Source organism: Glycomyces tenuis DSM 44171 (genome assembly GCF_000427885.1).
GTDB classification, from domain to species: domain Bacteria; phylum Actinomycetota; class Actinomycetes; order Mycobacteriales; family Micromonosporaceae; genus Glycomyces; species Glycomyces tenuis.
On record NZ_ATYW01000005.1, the window covers coordinates 226709 to 251770 of the forward strand.

20 protein-coding genes and 1 tRNA gene are annotated in these 25062 nt (G+C 71.9%); 12 read left to right on the forward strand and 9 right to left on the reverse strand.

Annotation, left to right across the window (positions count from 1 at the left end):
• Positions 1 to 5: 5 nt before the first annotated feature.
• Positions 6 to 1490 carry a peptide MFS transporter gene (locus YWW_RS0109885; protein ID WP_026929993.1) on the reverse strand — a complete coding sequence of 495 codons (1485 nt, stop codon included), beginning with the start codon at positions 1488 to 1490 and terminating at the stop codon, positions 6 to 8.
• Between the two features lie 168 nt (positions 1491 to 1658).
• Here YWW_RS0109885 and YWW_RS0109890 point away from each other — a divergent pair, with 168 nt between their 5' ends.
• The 5 genes from YWW_RS0109890 to YWW_RS0109910 all read left to right on the forward strand — a co-directional run bounded on the left by YWW_RS0109890 (position 1659) and on the right by YWW_RS0109910 (position 9180).
• The gene (locus YWW_RS0109890) at positions 1659 to 2552 is read left to right on the forward strand and encodes a hypothetical protein (RefSeq protein ID WP_026929994.1); all 894 of its coding nucleotides are present in this window, start codon (positions 1659 to 1661) and stop codon (positions 2550 to 2552) included.
• A 236-nt stretch (positions 2553 to 2788) separates the two neighbouring features.
• Positions 2789 to 4414, forward strand: a complete 1626-nt coding sequence (gene groL, locus YWW_RS0109895; RefSeq protein WP_026929995.1) for a chaperonin GroEL — start codon at positions 2789 to 2791, stop codon at positions 4412 to 4414.
• Between the two features lie 262 nt (positions 4415 to 4676).
• Positions 4677 to 6494, forward strand: coding sequence for a right-handed parallel beta-helix repeat-containing protein (locus YWW_RS0109900; protein WP_155830078.1), 1818 nt, complete (start codon positions 4677 to 4679; stop codon positions 6492 to 6494).
• A 70-nt stretch (positions 6495 to 6564) separates the two neighbouring features.
• Positions 6565 to 6765, forward strand: coding sequence for a hypothetical protein (locus tag YWW_RS0109905; protein WP_026929997.1), 201 nt, complete (start codon positions 6565 to 6567; stop codon positions 6763 to 6765).
• 135 nt (positions 6766 to 6900) lie between these two features.
• Complete coding sequence (locus YWW_RS0109910; protein WP_035696626.1) at positions 6901 to 9180, forward strand: AAA family ATPase; 2280 nt, start codon at positions 6901 to 6903, stop codon at positions 9178 to 9180.
• Between the two features lie 34 nt (positions 9181 to 9214).
• Here the strand turns inward: YWW_RS0109910 and YWW_RS29460 are convergent, their stop codons facing one another.
• The 3 genes from YWW_RS29460 to YWW_RS29465 form a co-directional block, all read right to left on the reverse strand.
• Positions 9215 to 10399 (reverse strand): pectinesterase family protein, encoded by a 1185-nt coding sequence (locus YWW_RS29460; protein WP_211228499.1) that lies wholly within the window; start codon positions 10397 to 10399, stop codon positions 9215 to 9217.
• Between the two features lie 145 nt (positions 10400 to 10544).
• On the reverse strand, positions 10545 to 11573 hold the full coding sequence (locus YWW_RS0109920; RefSeq protein WP_026929999.1) for a glycoside hydrolase family 43 protein: 1029 nt from the start codon (positions 11571 to 11573) through the stop codon (positions 10545 to 10547).
• 32 nt (positions 11574 to 11605) lie between these two features.
• Complete coding sequence (locus tag YWW_RS29465) at positions 11606 to 13291, reverse strand: metallophosphoesterase family protein (RefSeq protein ID WP_155830080.1); 1686 nt, start codon at positions 13289 to 13291, stop codon at positions 11606 to 11608.
• Between the two features lie 113 nt (positions 13292 to 13404).
• Here YWW_RS29465 and YWW_RS0109930 point away from each other — a divergent pair, with 113 nt between their 5' ends.
• The 3 genes from YWW_RS0109930 to YWW_RS35835 all read left to right on the forward strand — a co-directional run bounded on the left by YWW_RS0109930 (position 13405) and on the right by YWW_RS35835 (position 16065).
• Positions 13405 to 13875, forward strand: coding sequence for a GNAT family N-acetyltransferase (locus tag YWW_RS0109930; protein ID WP_026930000.1), 471 nt, complete (start codon positions 13405 to 13407; stop codon positions 13873 to 13875).
• A 130-nt stretch (positions 13876 to 14005) separates the two neighbouring features.
• Positions 14006 to 14260 carry a hypothetical protein gene (locus YWW_RS0109935; protein ID WP_026930001.1) on the forward strand — a complete coding sequence of 85 codons (255 nt, stop codon included), beginning with the start codon at positions 14006 to 14008 and terminating at the stop codon, positions 14258 to 14260.
• Positions 14261 to 14397: 137 nt separating this feature from the next.
• Positions 14398 to 16065 (forward strand): hypothetical protein, encoded by a 1668-nt coding sequence (locus YWW_RS35835; RefSeq protein WP_026930002.1) that lies wholly within the window; start codon positions 14398 to 14400, stop codon positions 16063 to 16065.
• Here YWW_RS35835 and YWW_RS0109945 read toward each other — a convergent pair.
• Both YWW_RS0109945 and YWW_RS29470 read right to left on the reverse strand, forming a co-directional pair.
• The gene (locus YWW_RS0109945; RefSeq protein WP_026930003.1) at positions 15952 to 17949 is read right to left on the reverse strand and encodes a tetratricopeptide repeat protein; all 1998 of its coding nucleotides are present in this window, start codon (positions 17947 to 17949) and stop codon (positions 15952 to 15954) included. The two genes, YWW_RS35835 and YWW_RS0109945, sit on opposite strands and share 114 nt — an antisense overlap.
• A 380-nt stretch (positions 17950 to 18329) precedes the next feature.
• Positions 18330 to 18728, reverse strand: a complete 399-nt coding sequence (locus YWW_RS29470) for a winged helix-turn-helix transcriptional regulator (protein ID WP_026930004.1) — start codon at positions 18726 to 18728, stop codon at positions 18330 to 18332.
• Positions 18729 to 18816: 88 nt separating this feature from the next.
• Between YWW_RS29470 and YWW_RS0109955 the strand changes: the two genes are divergently transcribed.
• Positions 18817 to 19632, forward strand: coding sequence for an NAD(P)H-binding protein (locus YWW_RS0109955; RefSeq protein ID WP_026930005.1), 816 nt, complete (start codon positions 18817 to 18819; stop codon positions 19630 to 19632).
• A 131-nt stretch (positions 19633 to 19763) separates the two neighbouring features.
• On the opposite strand, the gene YWW_RS0109960 is transcribed toward YWW_RS0109955, so the two are convergent.
• Together YWW_RS0109960 and YWW_RS0109965 are read right to left on the reverse strand one after the other, a co-directional pair.
• Positions 19764 to 21728 carry an FtsX-like permease family protein gene (locus YWW_RS0109960; protein WP_026930006.1) on the reverse strand — a complete coding sequence of 655 codons (1965 nt, stop codon included), beginning with the start codon at positions 21726 to 21728 and terminating at the stop codon, positions 19764 to 19766.
• Entirely contained in the window at positions 21725 to 22414 is a 690-nt protein-coding gene (locus YWW_RS0109965) for an ABC transporter ATP-binding protein (protein WP_026930007.1), read from the reverse strand. Before YWW_RS0109965 ends, YWW_RS0109960 begins: the two co-directional genes overlap by 4 nt.
• A 224-nt stretch (positions 22415 to 22638) precedes the next feature.
• Here YWW_RS0109965 and YWW_RS29475 point away from each other — a divergent pair, with 224 nt between their 5' ends.
• The gene (locus YWW_RS29475) at positions 22639 to 23823 is read left to right on the forward strand and encodes a sensor histidine kinase (RefSeq protein WP_081687328.1); all 1185 of its coding nucleotides are present in this window, start codon (positions 22639 to 22641) and stop codon (positions 23821 to 23823) included.
• 62 nt (positions 23824 to 23885) lie between these two features.
• On the opposite strand, the gene YWW_RS0109980 is transcribed toward YWW_RS29475, so the two are convergent.
• Positions 23886 to 23967: transfer RNA gene (locus YWW_RS0109980), tRNA-Tyr, on the reverse strand.
• A gap of 210 nt (positions 23968 to 24177) precedes the next feature.
• Between YWW_RS0109980 and YWW_RS0109985 the strand changes: the two genes are divergently transcribed.
• Complete coding sequence (locus YWW_RS0109985) at positions 24178 to 24669, forward strand: YajQ family cyclic di-GMP-binding protein (RefSeq protein WP_026930008.1); 492 nt, start codon at positions 24178 to 24180, stop codon at positions 24667 to 24669.
• A 4-nt stretch (positions 24670 to 24673) separates the two neighbouring features.
• Positions 24674 to 25060 (forward strand): ribosomal protein L7/L12, encoded by a 387-nt coding sequence (locus YWW_RS29480; protein WP_051325611.1) that lies wholly within the window; start codon positions 24674 to 24676, stop codon positions 25058 to 25060.
• The last annotated feature ends 2 nt before the right edge of the window (positions 25061 to 25062 follow it).

Sequence of the window (25062 nt, forward strand, 5' to 3'; positions counted from 1 at the left end):
GTCGGTCACTCCGCCTCCATGAGCCGGCGGAGCCGGGGCGAGAAGACGGCGAGCACGAGCGCGCACACGACGGCGAGCCCGGCGAGGACGTAGAAGAAGCCCATCTCGCCGATGCGGGGCACCAACAGTGCGTAGACCTGCCCGCCGAGGGGCGTGCCGACGGCCGGGGCCAGGAACCACACGCCCATCATCTGTCCCTTGAGATGCGCCGGCGCCAGTTGCACGGTCACGCTGAGGCCGACCGGCGAGAGCGCCAGCTCGCCGAAGGTCATCAGCAGGTACACCAGCGCCATCCAGCCCAGGGCCACGAGCACGCCGTCGTCGGCCCGGCCCTGGAGCAGGCCGAGCAGGGCGTAGGCGAGGCCGACGAGGCCGACGCCGAGGGCGAACTTCTTGGACGCGTCGAAGCGGTCGCCGGCCTTGAGCCAGATGTAGCCGAAGATCGGCGAGAAGACGATGATGAAGACCGAGTTGAAGTTCTGGACGCCGCCGGCCGGCACGTGGAGGCCGAACAGGCTCAGCTCGACCGAGTCCTCGGCGAAGGCGGTGAGCACGCTGCCCATCTGGAGGAACAGCATGAAGAACACGACCGCGGCGATGAACAGCCCCACGTAGGCGCGCAGCCCGGCCATCTCGGTGCGGGTGATGTCGCCGGCCGCGCCGAAGATGTAGATGAAGTACCAGACGGCGGCGGCGATCGACAGGGCGGTCAGGACGGTGGGGACCGTCTGGAGGGTGAGCGTCCCGGTCAGGGCCCACACGACGACGGCGACGACGGCCAGGGCGGCGGACCAGGCGACGATCTTGACGACCTTGCGCCGCTCGTCGTCGTCGAGCGGGCGGCTCGGGCCGACGCCGGTGCCCTTGAGGCGGGGCCAGCCGCGGATGTACCACAGCAGGCCGATGGCCATGCCGACGGCGGCGGCGCCGAAGCCGAGGTGCCAGCGGTCCTCCCCGGCCAGGTAGGGGGTGAGGAGGATGCCGAGGAAGGCGCCGAGGTTGATGCCCATGTAGAACACGGAGAACCCGGCGTCGCGGCGGGCCTCGCCCTCGCCGTCGTAGAGCCTGCCGACCATGACGGAGATGTTGGGCTTGAGCAGGCCCGAGCCGGTGATGACGAGGAAGAGCCCGAAGAAGACCGTGGCGGGCCCCTCGAAGGGCAGGGCCATGCTGATGTGGCCGCACATGATGATGATGCCGCCGATGAGGACGGCGCGGCGGGGGCCGAGGAGGCGGTCGGCGAGCCAGCCGCCGGGCAGCGAGGTCAGGTAGACCATGCCGGTGTAGATGGAGGCGATGGGGACGGCGGTGGTCTCGGCGAGTTCGAGGCCGTTGTCGGCGGGCGAGGCCATGAGGAACAGGACGAGGATGGCCTGGAGCCCGTAGAAGCTGAACCGTTCCCACATCTCGGTGCCGAAGAGCACGGCCAGCCCGCGCGGGTGGCCGAAGAAGGTCCGCTGATCGCTGACGGCGCGCTCTCCTTTGGACATCGCTGCTCCCGGCGTCGCACGACGGCGGCACCGGTGTGGTGCCGTCGACCTTGAAGGTAGTCGGTGGGGTGGGGCGGCGGAGGGATATCCGGAGCGAGCGGGGGTGAAACCCGGACAACAGTGCAGTAATTCGTCACTTATGCGCGTTCGCTCCTCTACGATCCGGCTATGAGCGACGATCCCTACTGGAGTGCCGAGACGCCCGGCGAGCCGTCGGGGCGCTTCAGCGGTGCGGACCCGCTGGTGACCGACACCTTCGTCCCGTGGTGGAACGCCTCGATCGGTGTCGTCGCCCGCTCGTGGCGGTCGATGGGGCTCATCCTGCTCATCGGCGCGGTCCTGCCGCGCTGGATCCTGGGCGCCTACTGGTCGCTCGCCTCGCCCGATCGCTCCTTCGAGGGCGAGGACTGGCGGGAGGCGGCCCAGTCCGCGCTGCCGGGCTGGCCCGCCGCGTTCATCGGCGGTCTGCTGGGCCTGGTGCTGCTGTACCTCGCCGCGGCGGCGGCGCTGGCCGCGACCAGGACCGCGGCGGCCGAGGCCGCCGGCGGCTTCCTCAGCCTCGGGGAGGCCTTCGGCTTCGGCTTCGCCCGCGGCTGGAAGCTGTGGCTGTGGCTGCTGCTGGCGTGGGTCACCGTCTCGGTCGGCCTCGTGCTGTGCCTCCTGCCGGGCCTGTGGGCGGCGTTCGCGCTGAGCCTCATGGTGCCCGCCGCGACCTTCGAGCACCGGCGCAGCCCTTACGCCCGCTCGATCCGCTTGACGCACTCCTCGTTCTGGCCTGCGCTGGGCCGCCTGATCATCGTCGTCCTGGTCGTCTTCGCGGCCAACGCCGCCATCGGGCTGCTCGGCGCGCTGCTGGCGGGCCTGTGGCACGCGGTCTTCGCCGGCTGGCTCGCCTCGGTCCTCACCGTCGCCACCGAGGCGGTCATGGCCCTGCTGCTGCTCGTGCCGATGGTGTGGGCGCTGGCCGCCGCGCTGTGCTCGTACGCGTGGCTGCGGGGCCGGGGCGAGCCGGTCTCGGCGACGTCCCTGTCGGCCGAGGCCTCCGGCGGGGCGCGCGCCTGAGCGCGCCGGGGCCTGCCACTTGTTTCGCGCCCCGGATTGGCACTCTCGAGTCGAGAGTGCTATACCTGACTTGGCACTCTCAGACTGTGAGTGCTAACGCGCGATGAGGTGGTCGGGCCTGCGCACCGCGAAGCTCGCGAGCCGAGGCGCTCGCGGGCCGCGTTCACGCCGGCCCACCGTCGCGGGTGCCGCCTCACCGTCGACAACGCACGTTATCCGAAAGGAAGCCATCTGCAATGGCGAAGATGATCGCATTCGACGAGGAGGCCCGCCGCGGACTCGAGCGGGGTATGAACATCCTCGCGGAAGCCGTCAAGGTGACCCTCGGCCCGAAGGGCCGCAACGTCGTGCTGGACAAGAAGTGGGGCGCCCCCACGATCACCAACGACGGTGTCTCCGTCGCCAAGGAGATCGAGCTGGAGGACCCCTACGAGAAGATCGGCGCCGAGCTCGTCAAGGAGGTCGCCAAGAAGACCGACGACGTCGCCGGCGACGGCACCACCACTGCCACCGTCCTCGCCCAGGCCCTGGTGAAGGAGGGCCTGCGCGCGGTCGCGGCCGGCGCCAACCCGATCGCCGTCAAGCGCGGCATCGAGAAGGCCGTCACCGCCGTGGTCGAGGAGCTCCAGGCCGCCTCCTCCGAGGTCGACACCGAAGAGCAGATCGCGAACACCGCCTCGGTCTCCGCCGGCGACAGCACCGTCGGCGCCATCATCGCCGAGGCGATGGAGAAGGTCGGCAAGGAAGGCGTCATCACCGTCGAGGAGTCGAACACCTTCGGCCTCGACCTCGAGCTCACCGAGGGCATGCGCTTCGACAAGGGCTACCTGTCCGGTTACTTCGTGACCGACCAGGACCGCATGGAGGCCGTCCTCGAGGACCCGTACATCCTGATCGCCAACCAGAAGATCTCGGCCGTCAAGGACCTCCTGCCGACCCTGGAGAAGGTCACCCAGACCGGCAAGCCGCTCCTGATCATCGCCGAGGACGTCGACGCCGAGGCCCTGGCCACCCTCGTGGTCAACAAGGTCCGCGGCATCTTCAAGTCCGTCGCCGTCAAGGCCCCGGGCTTCGGCGACCGCCGCAAGGCCATGCTCGGCGACATCGCCATCCTCACCGGCGGCCAGGTCATCTCCGAGGAGATCGGCCTCAAGCTGGAGGGCGCCACGCTCGACATGCTGGGCACCGCCCGCAAGGTCGTCATCACCAAGGACGAGACCACCATCGTCGACGGCGGCGGCGAAGAGGACCAGATCCAGGGCCGGGTCGGCCAGATCCGCGCCGAGATCGAGAACTCCGACTCCGACTACGACCGCGAGAAGCTCCAGGAGCGCCTCGCGCGCCTGGCCGGCGGCGTCGCGATCATCAAGGTCGGCGCGGCCACCGAGGTCGAGCTCAAGGAGCGCAAGCACCGCATCGAGGACGCCGTGCGCAACGCGAAGGCCGCGGTCGAGGAGGGCATCCTCCCCGGCGGCGGGACCGCGCTCGTGCAGGCCGGCGCCACCGCCTTCGACAAGGTCGAGGCCGACGGCGACGAGGCCACCGGCGTCGAGATCGTCCAGCGTTCGCTGGGCGCCCCGCTGCGCGCCATCGCCGAGAACGCCGGCCTCGAGGGCGGTGTCGTGGTCGAGAAGGTCAAGGGCCTGCCCAAGGGCGAGGGCCTGAACGCCGCGACCGGCGAGTACGTCAACATGCTGGACGCCGGCATCCCGGACCCGACCAAGGTGACGCGCTCGGCGCTGCAGAACGCGGCCAGCATCGCGGGCCTGTTCCTCACCACCGAGGCCGTCGTGGCCGACGCCCCCGAGAAGGAGGCCCCGGCCGGCGGCGCTCCCGACATGGGCGGCATGGGCATGATGTAAGTCGGTTCCGCACGGCGGCGAGCTTGCGAGCCGTCGATCGGCACCGAAGTGCTGCGAGGGAGGACCGCTCACGGTAGAGTGAGTGGTTCTCCCTTTCTCTGTACTGGCCGACAGTGCAGAACAGGCCAAGCGCCTACTGCGCCTGCGGCAGGCCGTTCTCCCAGAACGGCCTGCCGCAGCCGTGTTCGCACCCGTGTACAGGACATGCGGGGCGGGATACCCTGGAGCCATGCCCCCGCATGCCCGCAATGTCCTTCTGCCCGTGGCACTCAGCGCGCTGGCGGGCGCCGCCGTGGGCGCGCTCGCGGCCGCCGCTCCGGCCGCCGCCCAAGGCGCCGAAGCACCCGAGCACCGCGGCGACGGCCCCTACCTGCTCGTGTGCGGCGACGACGCCGAGGCCTTCGCCGAGCGCAACGACCAGGTCGCCTACAACCAGCGCATCGTCAACGAGCGGCTGTTCGAGGAATGCCTCGACACCGGCCACCGGGACCTCGCCGCCGCACTGGAGGCCGTCGAGGAGCCCGGCACGCGGATCCAGATCCTCCCGGGGCGCTACGCCTTCGAGGAGACCGTCGTCGTCGACGGCGCCGAGGACCTCCAGATCGAAGGGCTCGGCGACAGCCCCGACGACGTCCACCTCTCGGTCCGGTACGTGGCCGAGGCCGTCATCGAGGCGAGGGACTCGACCGGCCTGTACTTCAAGGGCTTCACCGTCGGGCAGAGCCTGGGCGCCGGGCTGGTCGTCAGCGGCGCCGAAGGCGCCGCCGTGGACGGCGTGAAGGCCGTCCACAATGGTGGAGACGGTCTGCGCGTGTCCGACTCGACCGCGGTGCGCCTGAGCGGGTGCGCCGCGTCGGGCAACGACGGCGCGGGCATCGCGGTGGACGACACCGACGCCGAGGTCACCGGCTGCGAGTCCGCGGAGAACCTCATCGGCCTGCGCGAGGGCGGCGGCGGCGAGGTCGTCCTCGAATCGAACCGCCTGCACGACAACACCACCGGCCTGGTCGTCACCGAGACCTCGGAGGGCCACCGCCTGGAGGCGAGCGGCAACAGCGTCTTCGACAACAACGCCGACCACTACGCGAACCTCACCAATGGACATTGCGATGTCGAAGCGACGCAGCGCGACTGGTCTTCGGGCGGCCGCTGCCCGGCCGAGGCGGCGCCCGTGGGCGTCGGCGTCCTCATCGCGGGCGGCAACGACACCGCCTTCACCGGCAACCACATCTGGGGCCAGGAGACCGCCGCGGTCATGGTGTGGGGCGAGCCGGGCGCGGGCGACGCCGCCTCCCACCGCAACCGCTTCGAGGACAACGAGCTCGGCTACCGCGACGACGGCCGCCGCTTCCGCAACCGCCTCGACCTGTGGTGGGACGGCAAGGGCGACGGCAACTGCTTCGCCGAGCCGACCGCCTGGCACACCACGCCGGCGGTCATGCCCTCGTGCGAGGACCCCGGGCCGGGGCGGATCCTGGCCGAACCGCTGAAGGCCTTCAAGGTGTGGCACTGCGGCACCGACGCGATCGGGGACGGCGTCCCCGCCGGGTGCGACTGGTTCGGCGCCAAGTTCACCGACCGGATCGAGGCGCAGGCGGCCGTCGCCTTCGCCGCGGGGCTGCTGTTCCTCACCGGGGCGGGCTGGTTCGGCGCCGCCCGGGCTCCCGAACCGCCGCCGCCGATGTCCATGACGTTCTCCGCCATCGCGACCTGTCTGGGGGCGCTGCTGCTGGTGCTCGCGTCGTGGTCGGGCCGCAGCGACTACGAGGCGCTCGCGATCGGCCTGTGGGGCTTCGGCTGGATCCTGGCGGGCCGCTCCTGGTTCTCCTCGGGGCTCGGCGCCTTCGGCGGCTTCACCGCGCTCATCGGCGGGCTCGCGGTCATCGACGCCGTCGATCGCGGCGTGTGGATCGTCCCCGTCCTGCCGGTCTCCCCCGGCTGGATGTGGCTCGTCCTGCTGCCGCTGTGGGTCCTGCTCGCCCTCGGCGCGGTCTTCCGCCGCCGCCCGCGCGCGGACGCCCGGCCGCCGGTGGAGCGCACGCCCGCCACCGTCCCGCCGCGCGACCGCTTCGACTGGTAGGCCCGGATCGCATTGCGGGCAAACACGGCAGGAGGCGGACGTGTCGGGCCGCCTACGGTACCGTTACGCCATGACTTGGACCTGGCAGATCGAAGACGCCGACGGCAACGCCCTCGAAGTGCCCGACACCGACCTGGGCAGTCAGGGCGACGCCGAATCGTGGCTGGGCGAGCGCTGGCGCGACTTCGTCGCCGACGGCGCGACGACCGCCGTCCTCCAGGAGGACGGCAGGACGATCTACCGGATGGACCTGGCCACGGCCGAGGAGTAGCGGCCCCGCCGGGCCGAGGACGGCCGCCCGCGGACGAGTACCCACGGCGACGCCTGCGGAGCCGTAGATGAGTACCCACGGCGACGCCTGCGGAGCCGTAGATGAGTGCGGCCTGAGCGTAATAGGCTGGTCGGTGTGACCGATGCTGGTTCTCTCACACTCACAGCCGCCAGAGCGCGAGCCGCGCTGGACGCCCGACGCGGCATCGTCCGCCTCCACTCCGAGGTGCTGACCGCCCTCGGACTCCAGGCGGGCGACGCGGTGGACATCGCGGCGCGGCGCACGACGACGGCGATCGCACTCGCGGCCGACCGGTACGCGTCCCGCCGCTCCCTCTACGCCGACGACCTGACGCTCGGCAACATCGGCGCCAGGGACGGCGACCCGGTGCGCCTGAGCCCGGCGCGGCTGGCCGCGGCCGACCGGGTCGTGCTGTCGGGGCCCGCGTCGGTGGTCGCGGCCGTCGACCCGGACACGCTGCGGCTGGCGCTGCTGAGCAAGGTCGTCAGCGTCGGCGACGACGTCTCGCTCCTGCCGATCGAGATCGGCGACGGCCAGCGGGAGATCGTCTCGGCGACGCGGCGGACGCTGAACAACACGCTCGGCATGGGCTGGACGACGATGGTGCTCAACGTCACCGAGGCCGAGCCGGCGCAGGCGGCGATGATCACCACGGACACGCTGGTGCGCTGGGAGCACGAGGCGCCCGCGTCGATCGACGTGCCGCTGCCGGGCCTGGGGCGCGTGGCGAAGCTCGAGCGGGCCCGCGTGCCGGTGCCGACCGGCGGCGAGGCCGTGCGGCAGCGGGAGTCGCCGCCGCGGGCCGAGACGCCGGTGCGCGCGGAGGAGCCGCGCCGGGAGCCGCACATCCCCTACGAGGAGCTCGCGGGCGCGCGGATCCCCGCCGAGGAGCTGCGCGAACTGCTCGACCTGGGTTTCAACCACCGCGAGGTGCTCACGGTGGTGGGCACGGACATGACGCTCGGCGTCCTCGTCTCCGGGCCGTCGGGCGCGGGCAAGGCGACGGTGGTGCGCTCGGTGGCCGCCGAGGTCGGCGCGGGCGTCAGCGAGGTCGCCGGGCCGGATCTGGCGGCGATCGAGGCCAACGCCGCCGCCGACCGCCTCAGGAGCGCCGTCGCGGCGCTGCGGGCACCGGGAGTGCTGCTGGTGACCGGCGCCGAGGCGATCGCGCCCGCCGAGCGCACGACGCCGCTGGGCACGATGTTCAAGAAGCTCGTCGAGGAGGTCCTCGCGGGCGGGCACGCCGTGGTGTGCACGACCGCCCGCGTCGACGACCTCGACACCGAGCTGCGCGGCCGCCTCGAGCACGAGGTGGTGGTGCCGATGCCCGACGCCGACGCCCGGCGCGAGCTGCTCTTGTACTTCACGCGCGGCATGAAGGTCGCCGAGGACGTCAAGCTCGAGTCGGTGGCGCACCGCTCGCCGGGCTACGTCGCGGCCGACCTGGCGACGATGGTGCGCGAGGCCGGGGTGCGGGCCGCCATGCGCGCCAAGGACGGCGGGGCGACGGCGCTCCAGACCACCGACTTCGACGCGGCCCTGGACTCGGTGCGCCCCTCCAGCATGGCCGGGGACTCGGTGGAGCTGGGCGGGCTCACGCTCGACGACGTCGGCGGCATGGAGGAGCTGAAGCAGACCCTCACCGAGACGGTGCTGTGGCCGCTGACCTACCCGGACGCGTTCACGCGCCTCGGCATCGACGCGCCGCGGGGCATCCTCCTGTACGGGCCGCCGGGGTGCGGCAAGACCTACATCGTCCGCGCCGTCGCCGGCGAGGGCCACGCGAACGTGTTGAGCGTCAAAGGCTCGGAACTGCTGAACAAGTGGGTCGGCGAGTCGGAGAAGAACGTGCGGGAGCTGTTCCGCCGGGCCCGCCAGGCGAGCCCGACGCTGATGTTCTTCGACGAGCTGGACGCCCTGGCGCCGGTGCGCGGCGGCGGCACGGACGGCGGGACCGCCGACCGGGTGGTCGCGGCGCTGCTGACCGAGTTGGACGGCGCCGAGGCGCTGCGGGACGTCGTCGTGGTGGGCGCGACGAACCGGCCGGACATGATCGACCCGGCGCTGCTGCGGCCCGGGCGCCTGGAGCGGCTGGTGTACGTGCCGCCGCCGGACGCGAGCGGACGCGCCGACATCCTGCGGGCCAACGCGAAGAACGTGCCGTTCGCCGACGACGTGGACCTGGACGAGGTGGCGGACGAGCTGTGGCTGTACTCGGCGGCGGACTGCGCGGCCCTGGTGCGGGAGGCGGCGCTGACGGCGATGCGCGAGTCCCTCGAAGCCACCGTGGTGACGGCCTCGCATGTGGAGCAGGCGATCGAGCGGGTCCGCCCCAGCCTGGATCCGAAGCAGCTGGAGTACCTGGAGAACTACGCGAACGACCGCGAGGCGTAGCGGGCGGCAGCGCCGCCCGCCTCCCCCCGCCGCGTCAGCCGATCGGGTCCCAGCCGTCGGAGCCGCTGAGGTAGTCGGACGGCTCGTATTCGGCCGCTTCGGCATCGCTCATCTGCGGGCGGTCGTCGTTCACGCCCGCGCCGGGGCCGGTGTTGGCGTACTCGCTCAGGCGCGCGTCCCTCCAGTCCAGACCGGACATGTCGGTCCACGGGTCGCTTCGGATGTGCGAGCCGAGGTTCGACTCGCGCACCAGGACCTGGCCGCGGGCCGTCTCGGACCCGCCCGCGGGCCAGGGCCGTCCGAGGTAGACCGAGCCGTCGGGGGCGTCGCTGACGAAGTCGCAGCCGGTGAACAGGTACCCGTACCGGTTGCTCAACTCGGTGCTGGCGGCGGTGATGTAGCCGTTGTCGGCGTCCGAGCCGCGGTCGAGTGATCGGATGGTGCAGTCGTCGAACACGGCGGTGCCGCGGCCGAAGATGAAGTCGACGTCGCCCTCGACGTAGCAGTCGCGGTAGTACTGCCTGCCGGCCTCGTCCTCGCTGGGCGAGTTGGCGTAGAGCGTGTCCTGGTTGCCCAGGAAGCGCACGTTGTCGAAGACCATGCGGTCGCCGTTGACCTTGACGGCCACCGCTTGGCTGTCGCCGTTCGCGGCCTCGTCGTAGGCGTTCTCGAAGGTGAGGTCCGAGGCGGTGAAGTCGTCGCCGTTGAGGGTGACCGAGGCGCTGCCGGTGGTGCCCCAGGTGCCGCCGGAGCCGTCGTCACAGGCGGCGCAGCGGTCGTCGGTGATGACCACGTCCGTCGGGTCGCCGGTGGCGCCGACGAAGCTCAGGCCGGTCTTGTCGCCGGGCACGGTCACGTTGCCGTCGTAGGTGCCCGGCTCGATGAGGATGGTGAAGCCGTCCGAGGCTGCGTCGACGGCGGCCTGGACGGTGGTGTGGGTGCCCGAGCCGTCGGCGGCCACGACGAGGTCGGCGTCGACCTCGCCGCCGCCGTAGCCCCATTGGGTGAGCTGGGCGCCCGGTTCGGTCGAGCCGCCCTCGATGTCGAAGACGAGGCCCGAGCGCCGGGATTCGATGGCGTACCAGGTGTCGGTCTCGATCGCGGCCGCATCGGAAGTGACCGTGACCATCGCCGCGACGACGGCGAGGGCGGCGCCGACGGCGCCCACCAGGAGGCCCGCCCGTCGGCGGGCGCGAACGGAGAGGGTGTTCGTATGCATGATCGCTCCATTGGGAGAGTCGTTCGTCAAGGGAGCCTGGACGGTGCCGGGTGGGTGCCCAAGACACGATATCGAGATATGTAAATTGATTTTACATAATGCGGCGGCCGGGAGGAAGACCGGCCGCCGGAACCGCACGGGGGATTCAGGCGTCGCCGTCGAGCTCGGTGCACTGGCGCACGACCCGCAGCCCCTCGTCGGACAGTTCCATCTCGTACAGCTTGCCGCGGGCGTTCGTGAAGGGGCGGTGCAGCACCATCATCAGCCGCCCTTCGAAGTCGGTGAAGAGCATCCCGTGCCCCGAGTCGCCGCGCACGAGCGGTTCGCCTTGCGCCCAAGGGCCTTCGAGCGCGCCGCTGGCGGCGACGGCGTAGGTCTGCACGTACTCGCCGTCGATCCGGCCGCCCGAGGCGCGGTTCTTCTCGTAGGTCGACCACAGGCACACCAGCGCGCCCGAGGGGGTGCGGTACAGCTGCGGCCCGTCGGTGACGTAGGGCGCGAGCTGGTACGGCACCCCGGCGGGCAGCTCGCGGGTGATCCAGGCGGCGTCGGAGCCCTTGAACAGCATGACGGCCGCTCCGGCGACCGCGTCGAGGCCCTCGGTGAGCGGGAACGCCTCGACGGTGCCGTCGACGCGCTGGAGCCATTCGTTCGCGTAGACCATCCACGGCCGGCCCTCGTCGTCGACGAACAGGGTCCCGTCGAGCGTCATCAGCTCGGCCGGGAGGATCGGCGCCTCGGGCTTGAGCATCCGGAACGGCCCGGTGAGCGAGTCGGCGACGGCCGTGACCGTCGAGCGGCGGTGGCCCGGAAGCGGGACCGGCAGGCCGTAGCGGTCGGGCGGGGGCACCTCGAGCACCGCGTCCTCGTCGTGGAGCGTGGTGAACAGGTACCAGGCGTCCTTCCAGCGGTGGACCTCCGGCGCCCACGCGCCGTGCCTCGCCCAGGGCTCGTCTTGATCGTCGACGAGGAACACCGGGACCGGTTCGGCCCAGTCGCGGAGGTTCTCGGAGCGGTAGACCATGGTGCCGACACCGGTGCCGAGGCCCTGGGCGGCGGTGTACAGGTGGTAGAGCCCGCTCTCGGCGTCGGCGACGACGTACGGGTCGTGGAGCGGCATCCGGGGCATCCGCAGCGGGAACGAGGTGGGGCGGGCCGACCCGGGAGCACTCATGAGGCAAACGCTAACAACGGTTTCGGGCGGTGTCAATCGTCCCTGCCGAGCCACTCCCCCGCCTGGGCGACGAGCCGCCGCACCGGGTTCTGCGACGGCAGCGAGGCCCGGCTCGGGCCCGCCTGCGGGACCTTGAAGCCCGGCTCGATCAGGCGCGGGCGCAGCGGCTCGACCGGTTTGATCCACGAGTCGGCTGGGGCCCCTTCGGGATCGGCGGCCCACTGGCGGCCGGATCGGTCGAGCCCGATCGGGTAGACCGTGGCCCCGTCGGGGCCGATCCTGATCCGCAGGAAGCACTTCTGGTCGATGATGGACAGACCGGCGAACAGCTCGTTGGCGTTGACGCCGAAGCGGTTGGCGACCACCAGGTACAGGCCCACCAGCCAGGTGGAGACGAGCCCGGCGACCGGGAAGTAGGCCGCGAACGCCCAGAAGTCCGGCCACGGCATCGCCTTGACCGCCTGCGCCCCGGCCCAGGCCAGGCCCAGCTGCGCCGCCCCGTGCGAGAGCCCGAGCAGGTAGTGCCGCACGCCCCTGGCGCCCTGGCCGGGGTGCGCGAAGCCGACCCCGGCGGCCAGGAGCACCGCCGCCACGGCCACGAACGGCCCAGTGCCTTCCAATATGGACACGGTCCCGATGAGCATGATGACGCTCATCAAGAGCGTGAAGCCCTTGTTCAGCAGCGGCAGGCGCCCGAAGATCCCGAAGGCGTAACCGAGGGACCGCGGCTGGCTCGGGTAGGTGTGCGCGAGCTGGTATTCGCGCTGGGCCGCATCGGGTTCGCTGATGGACTTGCGCGGCGCGGTCAGCCGCGCGGGCAGGTTGTGCGTCGGCGACAGGTAGGCCCCGCCGCCGCCCGCGGTCACCAGGTGCCGCTTGCCGTCGATCTCGGCGTAGTGCGCGTAGTGGTGCCGGTCGCCGGTGAGGATGAGCGGCACGTCGGCCTTGCGGTCGGCGATGACGTCGCGGATGAAGTGGTCGATGCGGTCGTAGGAGCGCGGGTCGTCCTCGGTCCACACCCACGAGGGCTGCGGCACGCACAGGATCACCTGGTCGCCGGGGCCGAGGTCTTCGGCGGCGCGCTTGAAGTACTCCAGCTGCGGCCGGTCGAGGTGCGCGTCGAACTGGGCGTCGACGGCGAACAGCCACCAGTTGTGCGGCAGGCTCAACGCGAAGTACGAGCGGGCCTGCGCGGTCCGGTAGCCGCCGAAGGTGCGGCCCTCGACGAACTGGCGGCTGAAGGCGGTGAGCCCGTCGAACCAGTCGTGGTTGCCCGGGATCGCGTACAGCGACACCGGGGTCGCGGGGTTCGCGGCCTCGTAGGGGCCCTTCATGCGGTGCTCGTACTCGCGCCAGTTCGCCGCCGGGTAGACCTCGTCGCCGCCCATGACGAGGACCGAGCCGCGCGGCAGGCGCTCGCCGCCGACCTCGAGTTCCCTCTGCGCGGTCAGGTAGGCGATCGAGTAGGTGGAGTCGAAGCCGTCGCCGATGTCGGCGACGTAGTCGAGCCACAGCTCCTCGCCGGCGTCGTGCGCGAACACGCCCTGCTCGCGGGAGCCGAACAGCTCGCGCTTGTCGAGGTAGCCGCCGAGGAGCCGGGCGAGGCCGAAGCGGGCGGAGGTCTCGGCGAGCGTGCGCGGGGACATCCACCGGACCGGGCGCTGCGGGAAGAAGCGGAGTTCTTCGGGGCTCAGATCTCGTGGGCGGGGACGTTCCATGTGCACATAATGGCATGTTTTATGCCCCAAGGGAACCCATGATGCCCACTTGTCCGTCCCGATGGGCGGAAAACGGTTCGGGCGCCACGGTGCCCCACAGTACCCTCTCGGGCATGGGTATCGCGAGGTTCGCCACCGCCGACGACGTCGAGGAGATCGTCCGGCTCCGCCAGGTCATGCTCGAGGAGTGGTTCGACTGCCCCGACGACGGCTGGAAGGAGGGCACGGCCGTGATCCTGAAGCGGCGCCTCGGCGAAGCCGAGCCGACGATGGCCGTCACGGTCGTCGACGCGCCGGGTACTCCAGGCGCCCTGGCCTCCTGCGCCGCCGGGGTGATCTCCGAGCGGCTCCCGTCGCCGCACAACCCCACCGGCCTGGCCGGCTGGGTCTTCAACGTCTCGACCGACCCCGCATGGCGCCGCCGCGGCTTCAGCAGGGCGTGCATGGAGGCGCTGCTCGAGTGGTTCGACGATCGCGGTATCCGCTCGGTGGACCTGCACGCCTCCAGTCAGGGCGAGGGCCTGTACCGGCAGCTCGGCTTCCAGCCTCCCGCGGAACCGGCGATGCGCCGCAAGTCGCCGTAGCGCCCCGGCGGTGCGGCGTGCCATGACAGGAGCGCCGCGATCCGCTACCGTGAAAGGCAGCCGTCTCGCGGGCCGAGGCCGGATGCCAAGGCCGCCAGCGGTTCCCTCGATCAGAACGGAGCCTTGCACCATGGCCAACATCGATGAGCTGTCGAGCGCTATCGGCGCGAACAAAGAGGCGATCGAGCAGGCGAACACGAGCGTCGCCGCGTCCATGAGCAGCGCCGACGAACTGTCCGGCCAGTTCCAGTCCCTCGGCAGCGAGGACAAGGTCGGCGAGATCGAGCAGATCAAGCAGGGACTCGAGCAGCTCCAGCAGGCCCTGGCCGGGCTCGTCTCGAACGTCGAGTCCATCCACGCGCAGGCCGAGGCGCTCCGCGGATAGCCCCTGCCGGGCCCGGGGCAGCGCCCGGGGCCCGGAACACCGGGGATCCAGACGCCGCGGCAACGCTGAGTCGCCCGTTAAAATCGAGACGTGACACGCCGTCGCGTTCCAACGATCCAGGGCCGTTTTCCAGTAGAATGAGCACCAGCACCCCAGCACCCCAGCACCCCAGCACCCCAGCACCCCAGCACCCCAGCACCCTCGGCCCGAGCGAACGGCTCCTCATCCTCGCGGGCCGCACCTCCCAGGCCCTCGCCCGCCTGTACTTCGACGTCGCGCCGCTCATCGCCCACGACCCCCGCATCGCCGTCGCTTACGCGCTCATCCCCGGCTCCCGTTTCGAGCCGGGGGCGCCCGTCTTCGCCCGCCGCGTCGGCATCGACCTCCACCCCTGGGACACCGCGAAAGTCCTGCGTCCGAACCTCATCGTCACCTCCAGCCCCGACCCGTGCCTCTACGAGGCGGGCGCCCCGGTCCTCAGCCTCCCGCACGGCGCCGGTCACAACCGCCTCCGCGCCGAGCTGAGCGGAGTGTCGGGCCTCTCCCCCGAGCAGATCCTCGGCCCGCAGGGCCAAGTCCCGTCCTTCCTGGCCCTGCCCGGCCCGGCCGCCGCCAAGCGCCTCGCGATCGACTGCCCGACAGCCACGGGCAACGCCGAAGTCATCGGCGACCTGTGCCTCGACCGCCTTCGCCGCAGCGCCCACCTTCGCGAGGACTACCGCCGCGCCTTCGGCGTCGGGCCGGACCGGCGCCTCGTCGTCATCTCATCCTCATGGGACCGGTCGGCGCTGACGCGCAAGTCCACGACGCTCCCCGAGCAGCTCCTGGGCGAGCTGCCCATGGACGAGTTCAAGCTCGCGTTCGTCCCCCACCCCAACGACGAGGTGGGCGAGGCCCCGCACCCGGTCGAGTCCCTGCGCCCCTACGTCGACAACGGTCTGATCATGATTCCGCCCGAAGAAGGATGGAGGGCGCTCGTCCTCGCCGCCGACTGCCTCATCGGCGACCACGGCTCGGTGACGTTCACGGCCGCCGCGATGGGCGTGCCGGTCCTGCTGGCGTCCTTCGGGTTCGCGGGCATGCCGCCGGACGTGCCGCTGGCGCGGTTCGGCCGGATCGCTCCGCGGTTCGAGCCGAACGCACCCGCCGCCCCGCAGATCCGCGCGGCGATCGAGGCCGGACCGGTCGGTTTCGACTTCGCCGACGCGCTCGCCGAACCCGAACCGGGCGCGCCGTTCCTGCTCGCCGAGGCCGTATACCGCCTCATCGGACTGGACGCCCTCGAGCTCGTCGAACCCGAGCCGCTGCCGCTCCCGGCACCGGTCCCGGAGCACCGCGACACCCGCGCATGGCGCTGCCGGACGCGGCCGACCACCGCGGGCGCGGCATGGGAGCGGCGCCCGGCCTCGGTTCCCGAACCCGGCGAAGGCCACCTGGCGGCGGACGTCACCTGCCGCGACGGACGGCTCCGCTCGGCCGCGAACGTGCTGGTGCGGCACCGCGGGACGGTCGATCCGGCGATGGCGCGGCAGACGCTGCGAGCCATGCTCGAAGCGCATCCGGTGTGCACCGTGGCGAGTGCGCGCGTCGGCGCCGGCGAGGTCATGATCGCCGTGCGCGACGGCACGGTCCTGCGCGTCGGCGCCCGGCCCGCGCAACTCGACCTGATCCCTTCGGCGGTCTACGAGCGCCTAGCCGAGCAGGGCTCGGACGCTCCCGGCCTGTCCGCTGCCGAGACGCTCGTATATCTCCAGCGCCGCTTCGAGCCTGGTCCGGCCTTCATCACCGCCGAGGATGCCGCCTAGCCGCTCCAGCGCTTCGCCGGCGGAACGCTCCAGGCCGAGATCCCGCAGATAGCCGATGGCCGTGTCGGCGTCGGCGACGGCTCCCGGCTCACCGGCGGCGGCTCCGAGCGCCGCGAGTTCGAATCGCACGATCACGATGTTGCGCGCATCCTGGATCTGCATGAAGATCGCCAGCGCCTTGGCAAAGCGCAGGCGCGCCCGATCCGGCTCGCCGAGGTCGCGGTAGACCAGGCCCAGGAGCTTCAGTTGGAGCGCCTGCGCGCGGCGGCGGCCGCCCTGCTCGGCGATCTCCAGGGCCGCGGTGTACATGGCCTCGGCCTCGAGGAAGCGGCCGCGCCGGTAGGACAGCCATCCGAGCTGTTCGGTCGCGGATCCGAGCAGCGCCCGGTCGCCCTCGGCGTTCGCCAGGCTCACCGCCTCGGACAGGACCCGTTCGGACTCGTCGTCTTCGTGCAGGTCGATCAGCGTCCGGCCGAGGCATATCAGCATCCGGGCCTTGGCGGCCGGTTCGTCCGCGGACTCGGCTGCCACCCGGTAGCAGCGTTCGGCGGCTTCCGGATAGGAAAGGTTCGTGAAGAAGGCCCACATCGCCTCCGCGAGCGCCCACGACTCCTCCCGGCGGCCGAGCAGCGCCGCGGTGCGGACGAAGCCGATGAGCGTCCGGTGGTTGTCGTGGAGCCACGCCAGCGCCGCGCCGGAGGACTCGAAAGCGGGGCAGTCGATCTCGGCGGGCACCGTCCCGAGGCGGAGCCGCTGCTCGCCCATGACCTTCCGGTCGGCGAGCTGCGCCCGCTTCACATGCCAGCGCAGCGACACCTGGAGGGCCGCGGTGAGGTCCACCGGCAGCACCCGATCGGAACGGCCCGCGTCGCCTTCGAGGCGGTAGCGGTCGGGCCGGACGCGGGTCACCAGTTGCGCGTCGACCAGTTCCTGGAAGGCCGTGTCGTCCGCGGCGCTGAGCGCGGCCAGGATGTCGCCGTCGAACTCCTCGCCGGGCAGCGCCGCCAGGAAGCGGTACAGCCACGCGGCCGGTTCGCTCAGCGCGCGGTAGGTGGCGTCGATGAAGTCTTCTGTGGAATACGCGGCGACCGACTCGCGTCCGAGCTCCGAACCGGCTCGGGACCGGTGGCGGGCGCTGAGCAGGCCCGCGAGATGGCGAACCCGCTCCGGCCGCCACTCGCGGCCGGCGACATGCTCCTCGGCCTCCGCCGCGGTCAGCCACGGGCAGGTGTTCACCAGCAGCTTCGCGGCGTGCTCGGCCTCCAGGTCGCGCACGTGGTGGACGACCGCGTCGAGGTCGCGGGGCCACCGTTGCCCGAGGACCATGAATCCGGCGGCGCGCGAAGCGGGTTCGAACAGGAGGCCCGCTTCCCGGGAGGGCGCCTCGTCGACGATGACCAGCAGCGCCTTGTCGCGGGTCGCGGAGCGGTACTGCGCTGTGAGGCCGGTGAGGGTGTCGCTCAGCTGGTCCTTGGGTTCCCCGAGGCGGCCGAGCGCCGAGCGCATGGCGGTCAGCGGGTCGTCGCGGCCGAGGTCGACGTAGAGCTGGCCGTCGGCGAAGCGCTCTTCGAGCAGGACGGCGAGCATCGCCGCGAGGGAGGACTTGCCCGCGCCCGCCGGACCGGTGACCACGATCGGAGTGCGGCGGCCGGAGCCGAGGTGGTCCCGCAGTTCGGCCAGGGCCTGTTCGCGGTCGACCCAGTGGGGCGGCGGGAGCGGGGCCTCGCGCGGCTTGGCGGGCCGCAGGGCGCCCATCTCGATGCGGTGCGCCTGGACGAAGTTGTGGATCTCGGTGTCGTCGAAGTAGTTCGAGTACTCGACGGGCCCGGTCGGCTCGATGGACTCGCCGCGGGTCGCATCGCGCTCATTGGACTCGTCGGGCATCGCAACTCCAAGGGATGTGGTCGTCACGCCAATGTTCGCACAAATCGCTCCGCCCGTTCTCCCCATGGCCGCCGCGCGCCCCTGAGGTGGGCGCCCCGCCTCATGGGTTCGCGGTGCCGACAGCGGGGCCGGTTTCCCGACATCCCCGAGGAGATCCGACTGAGCGCCCTTCGCGGACGCGGGCGGCGGCGCGACACGGCCGATCGCAAGTGCTTTGTCGGTGGGGCGGTTCCGGTTCGGGGCGGGCCGGGTCTTCACCGCCGACTCGGATCCGAAGCCGATCCGCCGCGGACCGAACCCGTCGAGCGGATCCGGCAGCACGCGTCCTTTGGTGTTCGAGCCAGTCAGTGACCGGGTCGCCAGGTGGTGCGGCTGTCGAGTCAGTCGTTGCGGCCGTCGAATTCGGCCCGGGTCTGCTGGATCTGGTGCGCGTTGTCCCTGATCCACTCGAACATGGCCGCGAGCGGCTCGCCGGTGCCCTCGCCCAGGGGCGTCAGGCCATAGGTGACCTTCGGCGGGACGGTCGGCTCGACCTCGCGCCAGACCAGGCCGTCGCGCACGAGGTTGCGCAGGGTCTGCGACAGCATCTTCTCGCTGATGCCCTCGATCCGCTCGCGCAGTTCGAAGAACCGCAGCGCTTTCTCGCGCAACGCGATCAACACCCACACGCCCCAGCGGCTGGTGACATGATCGAGCACTTGCCTCGCCGGGCAGTTGGAGTGAAACACCTCACTGCCGTCGGGCGGACCCCATTCGGTGACCTGATTTCCTCCCGCCACGTCATGAGCTTACTTCAAGGTATGTCCTTCCGGAAAGTAAGCACGGTCCCTACCTTTGGTCCCACCACGAAAACCGGAAGGAGCGAACATGATCGTCGTCACCGGAGCCACCGGCAACATCGGACGTCCGCTGGTCGAAGCCCTCTGCGCCGCGGGCGAATCCGTCACCGCCCTGTCTCGAAGCCACCACGAATCGACCGCCGCCGTCACCTGGGTCCGGGCCGACCCCGCCGACCCGGCGAGCCTCAAGCCGGCCTTCGACGGCGCCGACAAGCTGTTCTTGATGGCCCCCGGCCCGCAGTTCGACCTCACCGCGATCGTCGACGCCGCCAAGACCGCCGGGATCGAGAAAGCCGTGCTGGTCTCCTCCCAACGTGTCGGAAGCCGCCCCGAGGAGGGGCTGGAGCCGATGGAGCGCCCCGTCACCGAATCCGGTCTGGAATGGACCGTCCTGCGGCCCGGCGGTTTCGCCTCCAACGCGCTGCTGTGGGCCGAGTCGGTGCGCGCCTCCCGTTCGATCACCGCGCCGTTCGGCGATGTCGGGCTGCCGGTGATCGATCCCGCCGACATCGCAGCGGTCGCGGCGGCGGCGCTGCTCGGGGACGGACACGCCGGGCTGACCTACACCCTGACCGGCCCGGCCCTGGTCACCCCGCGGGACCAGGCGAAGGCGATCGGCGAGGCGCTGGGCGAACCGGTCCGGTTCATCGAGCAGACCGAGCACGAGGCGTTCGAGGCGCTGACGCGGTTCTGGCCCGCGGAGGTCGTGGAGGGAACCTTGCAGGTCCTGGGCGAACCGAACGACGCCGAGCGAACCATCAGCCCCGATGTCGAGACGGTGACCGGCCGCCGGCCGAACGCGTTCACCGGTTGGGCGCATCGGAACGTCGCCGCGTTCCGCTGATCGCGACGCACGGCGACGATCCCGGCTCGGGCTCTGATGCGGGGACCGCGGTCCCGGCACCGGGGCCCGAGCCGTTTCCGACCGACTTCGGACGACCGACGGCCGCCGCCCGGCCGGGCGGCGGCCCGCGTTCAGTCGGGCCGGGGGCTGACGTCGGCCATGACCGAGCGCAGCAGCGGCCGCGAGGCCGCGCCGGCGCCGATGACCGCCGCCGCGCCGACCGCGAGCGTGACCGCGAGGATCAGCACTCCGCTCACGTCCAGTCCCATCGCACCGATCAGCGGCGAGGTGATCAGCATCCCGGCCAGCACCGAGGATCCGCCGATGAGCGCCAGCGGCAGGACCGTCTCCTGGCGCCTGGCCGCGTCCAGCACCCGCTGCGGCGTCCCCGACAGGTGCAGCAGTCGATAGGTCTTGCGCCGGTCCAGGACCGAGCCGATCGCGGAGATCCCCGCCGAGACCGCCGCGGTCGCGAACACGACGGCCAGGACGACGGTGACGCCGACGCGGATGCTGCCGACGAGCCGGTTCGACAGGATCGTCTCGTCCACCTCGCGCTGCGGCGGGTCCCCCGCCAGGGTCGCGGTGAGGACGCTCCTGACGCGCTCGACCTCGTCACCGGACGTCGTGGCCCTCACCTCGGCGATCGTCTCGGACTCGTCGAGCGGGTCGGCCCGCTCGACGAGCTCCACTTCGGCCAGTCCCGCGAGGGCGGCCTCGGCCCGCGCGGTGAGCTCGTCGGCGTCCTCGGCGGCGACGGTCGCCGTGACCGTCTCGGTCGCCTCCGGCTCGGTGTCGCTCTGCACCAGCGGGAACAGGGCCACCGACCCGGCAATGAACCCGGCGATCGCCACGCCCGCGACGGCCCGCCACGCCGCCTTGGGGTCCTCGCTCAGCCGCCGGGCCGCCAGCATCCGGGCCGGGCCCCGGGCCGTGCGCGCCAGCGTCCTCCCCATCTTCTGCACGATCCACGGCCCCACCAGGTTCACCGCCGCGACGGTGGCCGCGAGCAGACCGAGCAGGACCGCGACGACGATCATGTCGCTGCCGCTGACGACCTGCGTGCCGACCATGAACGCGACGGCGCACAACGCGAAGACCACCAGACGGATCGACCGCAGCCCCTTGGGCCGCACCCGCCTGGCGACGCCGAGCGGGCTGATGACGACGCTCCGCAGGCCGACGACGGCCGATACGGCCACCAGGAGCGGCACTGTCAGCGCGACGGCCGCCATCCACGGCGCGCCGGCCCACAGGTCGGCGACGTACCAGGAACCGCCGTCGATCGGGATGAGCGCGACCAGCGGCGTGGACGCCGTCCACAGCAGCGTGCCCGCGACGGACCCGGCCACTGCCGCGAGCACGGTCTCGATCAAGGTCAGCCGCACCACCTGCCCGGGGGTGGCGCCCATGAGCCGCAGGGCCGCGAGCCGCTCGTCGCGCCTGGCGACGGTCAGGCGGGCCGCTGCGGCGCCGAAGACCGCCACCGGCACGGCCATCAGGATCGTCGCCAGGACCATGAGGACCTGGTAGAAGGCGTACACGAAGCCGGGGGCGCCTTCGTCGAAGCCGTCGATCGCCGTCGGCGAGACCATGTCGCCGTCGGACCGCTCGGTGGTCATGGCGGCGTCGTCGGCCTCGCGGCCGACCACGGCCAGCAGCTCGCCGCCGTGGGCGAGGGCCTCGTCGCCGACGGTCCCGGCGATCGTCCCCTCGTAGCGGTCGAGGAAGTCCTCGTCGGGGACGCCTTCGAGGAGCTCGGCCAGCGCCGGCGAGACCCAGACCTCGCCGGGAGCGGGGAAGGACTCCAGGCCGGGCGGGGCGGGCGCGCTCTCGTCGAGCTTCGCCAGGTCGACGCGGGCGATCGCGTCGCCGCCCAGGTAGTCGACGGCGGTGGCGATCATCGCCGAGCCGTCCTCGGCGGCCACCGGGGCGCGCCATTCGGTGCGCTCGGCGCGCTCGGCGAACGCGAAGTTCCCGGCGACGGCGAACTGGAGCAGCAGCGTCGCCACGGCGACGGCCAGGGCGGTCAGGCCGGTGCTGAGCACGGCGCCGCGCCCGCCGAGCCGGGTCAGGCGCCAGGCGAGCTCGGTCATCGGCGGGCCTCCGCCAGGTCGCCGCCGTGGAGCAGGCCGTCGTGGATCACGATGGTGCGGGTGCAGCGGGCGGCGATGAGCGGGTCGTGGGTGACGACGACCAGGGCCGCGCCGAGCTGCGACACCGTGTCGAGCAGGACGCCCATCACCTGGTCGCCGGTGGCGCGGTCGAGCGCGCCGGTCGGCTCGTCGGCGAACACGACGGCGGGGTTCACGACCAGGGCGCGGGCGAGCGCGACGCGCTGCGCCTCGCCGCCGGACAGCTCGCCGGGGCGGCGGTCCTCCTTGCCGGCCAGGCCGAGCTGGGCGAGCCGGTCGCGGGCGGGGCCGAGGGCCTTGCGGCGGGGCGTGCCGCCGAGCATGAGCGGCAGCGCGACGTTCTCCTCGGCGGGCAGTTCGGGCAGCAGCTGCCCGAACTGGAACAGGAACGCGAACCTGGTGCGCCGCAGGTGGCTGCGTTCGCGTTCGGAGAGCGTGTCGACGCGCTCGCCGAACAGCCGCACCTCGCCCTCGTCGGGGCGGATGACCCCCGCCAGGCAGTGCAGCAGGGTCGACTTGCCCGAGCCGGACGGCCCGGTCACGGCCACCGATTCGCCGCCGGCGACGGCGAAGTCGACGCCGCCGAGGGCCACGGCGGTGCCGTAGCGCTTGCGGAGACCGTGGGCGGTGAGCATGGGCGCGCTCATCGGTGGTCCTTTCGCTCGATGGAGATGAAGGGGAGGACGGCGCCGGAGAGGAGGAACGCGGCGCTGAGGGCGAGGCTGACGGCCATGCCGACGTCGAGGAATCCGTTCATGCCACCACTGTCGCCGCGCGGGCGGGGCCGCGCCTTCGGCTCGATGGCCGGTTTCGGGCCGGGCGGGTCGGCCGTTCGGCGGAGGCGGCGTTTTTCCGGGCTAGGTTCGATGGCATGAGCTCGAAACCCAGCTGGAGTGTCCGCATGACCCGGCTGAGCATGCGCACCCTCAAGATCGGCATCGTCTCGGGTCTGGGGCTGACACTGCTGGCCGAGTCGCTGTCGAGCATCGGCTTCGAGAATCTGCCGATCCTCTCGCCGTTCGGCATGGCGCAGGCGGCGACGTCGATGTTCGCGATCGGCGTGTACGTGTACTACCGGCCCGGCCGCAAGCGGTGGATCGCCGCGGCCGCGATCGCCTCCCTGGCGGTAACGCTGGCGTCGCTGCCGTCATGGACGGACTACGACCGCGGGATCGGCGTGGCCGAGAGCTTCGCGCTGCTGCTGCTGATGCTGTTCACCATCCGCACCTGGGACGCGCCGCCGGGCCGATGGGTCGCGTTCGTGCTCGGCGCGGCGATCGGCGTGATCGGCCTGCGGTTCTTCGTCTACCCGGGCTCGATCGTCGGCGGGACGTTCATGTACCTGATGGCCCTGTCGACCGTGATCGGCTTCGGCGCCTACCTGCGTGGCCTGGACAGGCTGCGCCGCGAGACGCAAGAGGAGGTCAGGCGCGCCGAGCGCATGGAGCTGGCCCGGGAGATGCACGACTTCGTGGCCCACCACGTCACCGGGATGGTGGTGCTCGCGCAGGCCGCGCAGGTCACCGACACCGACCCGCGCAAGGCGTTCGCCGACATCGAGGAGGCGGGCCTGGCGTCGCTGGCGTCGATGCGGCGGATGGTGAAGATGCTCCGCGCCGAGGACGCCGGGGCCGGGGTGAACCCGCTGGGCGACCTGGCGCAGATCGAGGACCTGGTGGAGCGGTTCAGCCGGGAGGGCACCGACGCGTCCTGCTTCATCTCCCCCGAACTGGCGGGGAAGGTCGAGCCGGAGATCGCGGCGACGGCGCACCGGATCGTGCGCGAGTCGCTGACGAACGTCCGCAAGCACGCCCAGGACGCCAGGCAGGTGCGGGTCGTGGTGGCGGCGGCCGGCTCGCAGGGCCTGGAGGTGTCGGTGCGCGACGACGGGCGGGCCGCGCGCAAGAGGCTGGCCGAGTCCGGCGGCGGGATGGGGCTCCTGGGCCTCGGCGAGCGGGTGGAGGCCGTCGGCGGCCAGCTGCGGGCCGAGCCGCGGCCGGGCGGCGGCTGGCAGGTCGTGGCGTGGCTGCCGCACACCCCGGTGCTCGCCGCCTAGCAGCGGGCAGCAGCACGGCCCGCGCCCGGGTTTCCCCAGGTCACGGGCCGTTTCTTCACGGGTGGCAGGTGTAGGATTCGAACCTACGTAGGCAATGCCGGCTGATTTACAGTCAGCTCCCTTTGGCCGCTCGGGCAACCTGCCGTGCTGTGTGGCGAGAGCAAGGATAGCGTCATGCGGGTGGGTGTGCGCAAGCGGGTTCTCCTCCGATGAGATCGCGTTCACTCGCCCTCCGCCGGTGGGCGCGTGGCAGTGCGACGCGCGGCGGCGGGCCGAGACCGGTCCGCGAGCGCGGCGCGGCGCCCGACTAAGCTTGACGCCCGTCGCCCCTACCGACCGGAAGGACTGGTTTCCATGGCTGACGCCTCGTTCGACATCGTCTCCGAGATCGACCTGGCCGAGCTCGACAACGCCGTCAATCAGGCCCAGAGGGAGCTGTCGACCCGGTTCGACTTCCGCGGCACCGGCGCCAGCGTCGAACGCAGCGGCGAGGAGGCCGCGGTCCTGTCCGCCGAGACCGAGGACCGCGTCAAGGCCGCCCTCGAGGTGCTCAAGGAGAAGCTGATCAAGCGCGGCATCTCGCTGAAGGCCATGGAGGCCTCCGAGCCGCGCCAGTCGGGCAAGGAGTCCAAGATCGACGTCGCCTTCCAGCAGGGGATCTCGCAGGAGCACGCCAAGAAGATCGGCAAGATCATCCGCGACGAGGGCCCCAAGGGCGTCAAGCCGCAGATCCAGGGCGACAAGCTCCGCGTCACCGGCAAGAAGCGCGACGACCTCCAAGAGGTCATCCGGCTCCTCAAGGGCAAGGACCTCGACGTCGCGCTCCAGTTCACCAACTACCGGTAGCGGCGTGTCGCCCGCGCTGTACGCGACGCTCGCCGGCGGCGCGGTGCTCCTCGGAGCCGCCGTCGCGGTGATGGCGCGCCGGGGCGCGCCGAAGCGGACCGGCTCGGGCAATCGGATCGTGTACGAGAACCCCGACGGCAGCCCGCTCGCCGTGGTCGAGCAGCCCGGCACGCCCGGCCGGTACACGCTCACGCTCGACGGGGTCGGCGGCGCGGAGGTCCGCGTCGTCAAGGAGATCCGGGCCGTCACCGGGCTCGGGCTCCTCCCCGCGAAGCAGCTGGCCGACGGCGTGCCGTCGACGCTCCTGTCCGGGGTCGACCACGGCACGGCGAGCGAGGCCCACCGCAGGCTCACGGCGGCCGGCGCCGCCGCGCGCATCACGGAGATCTAGCG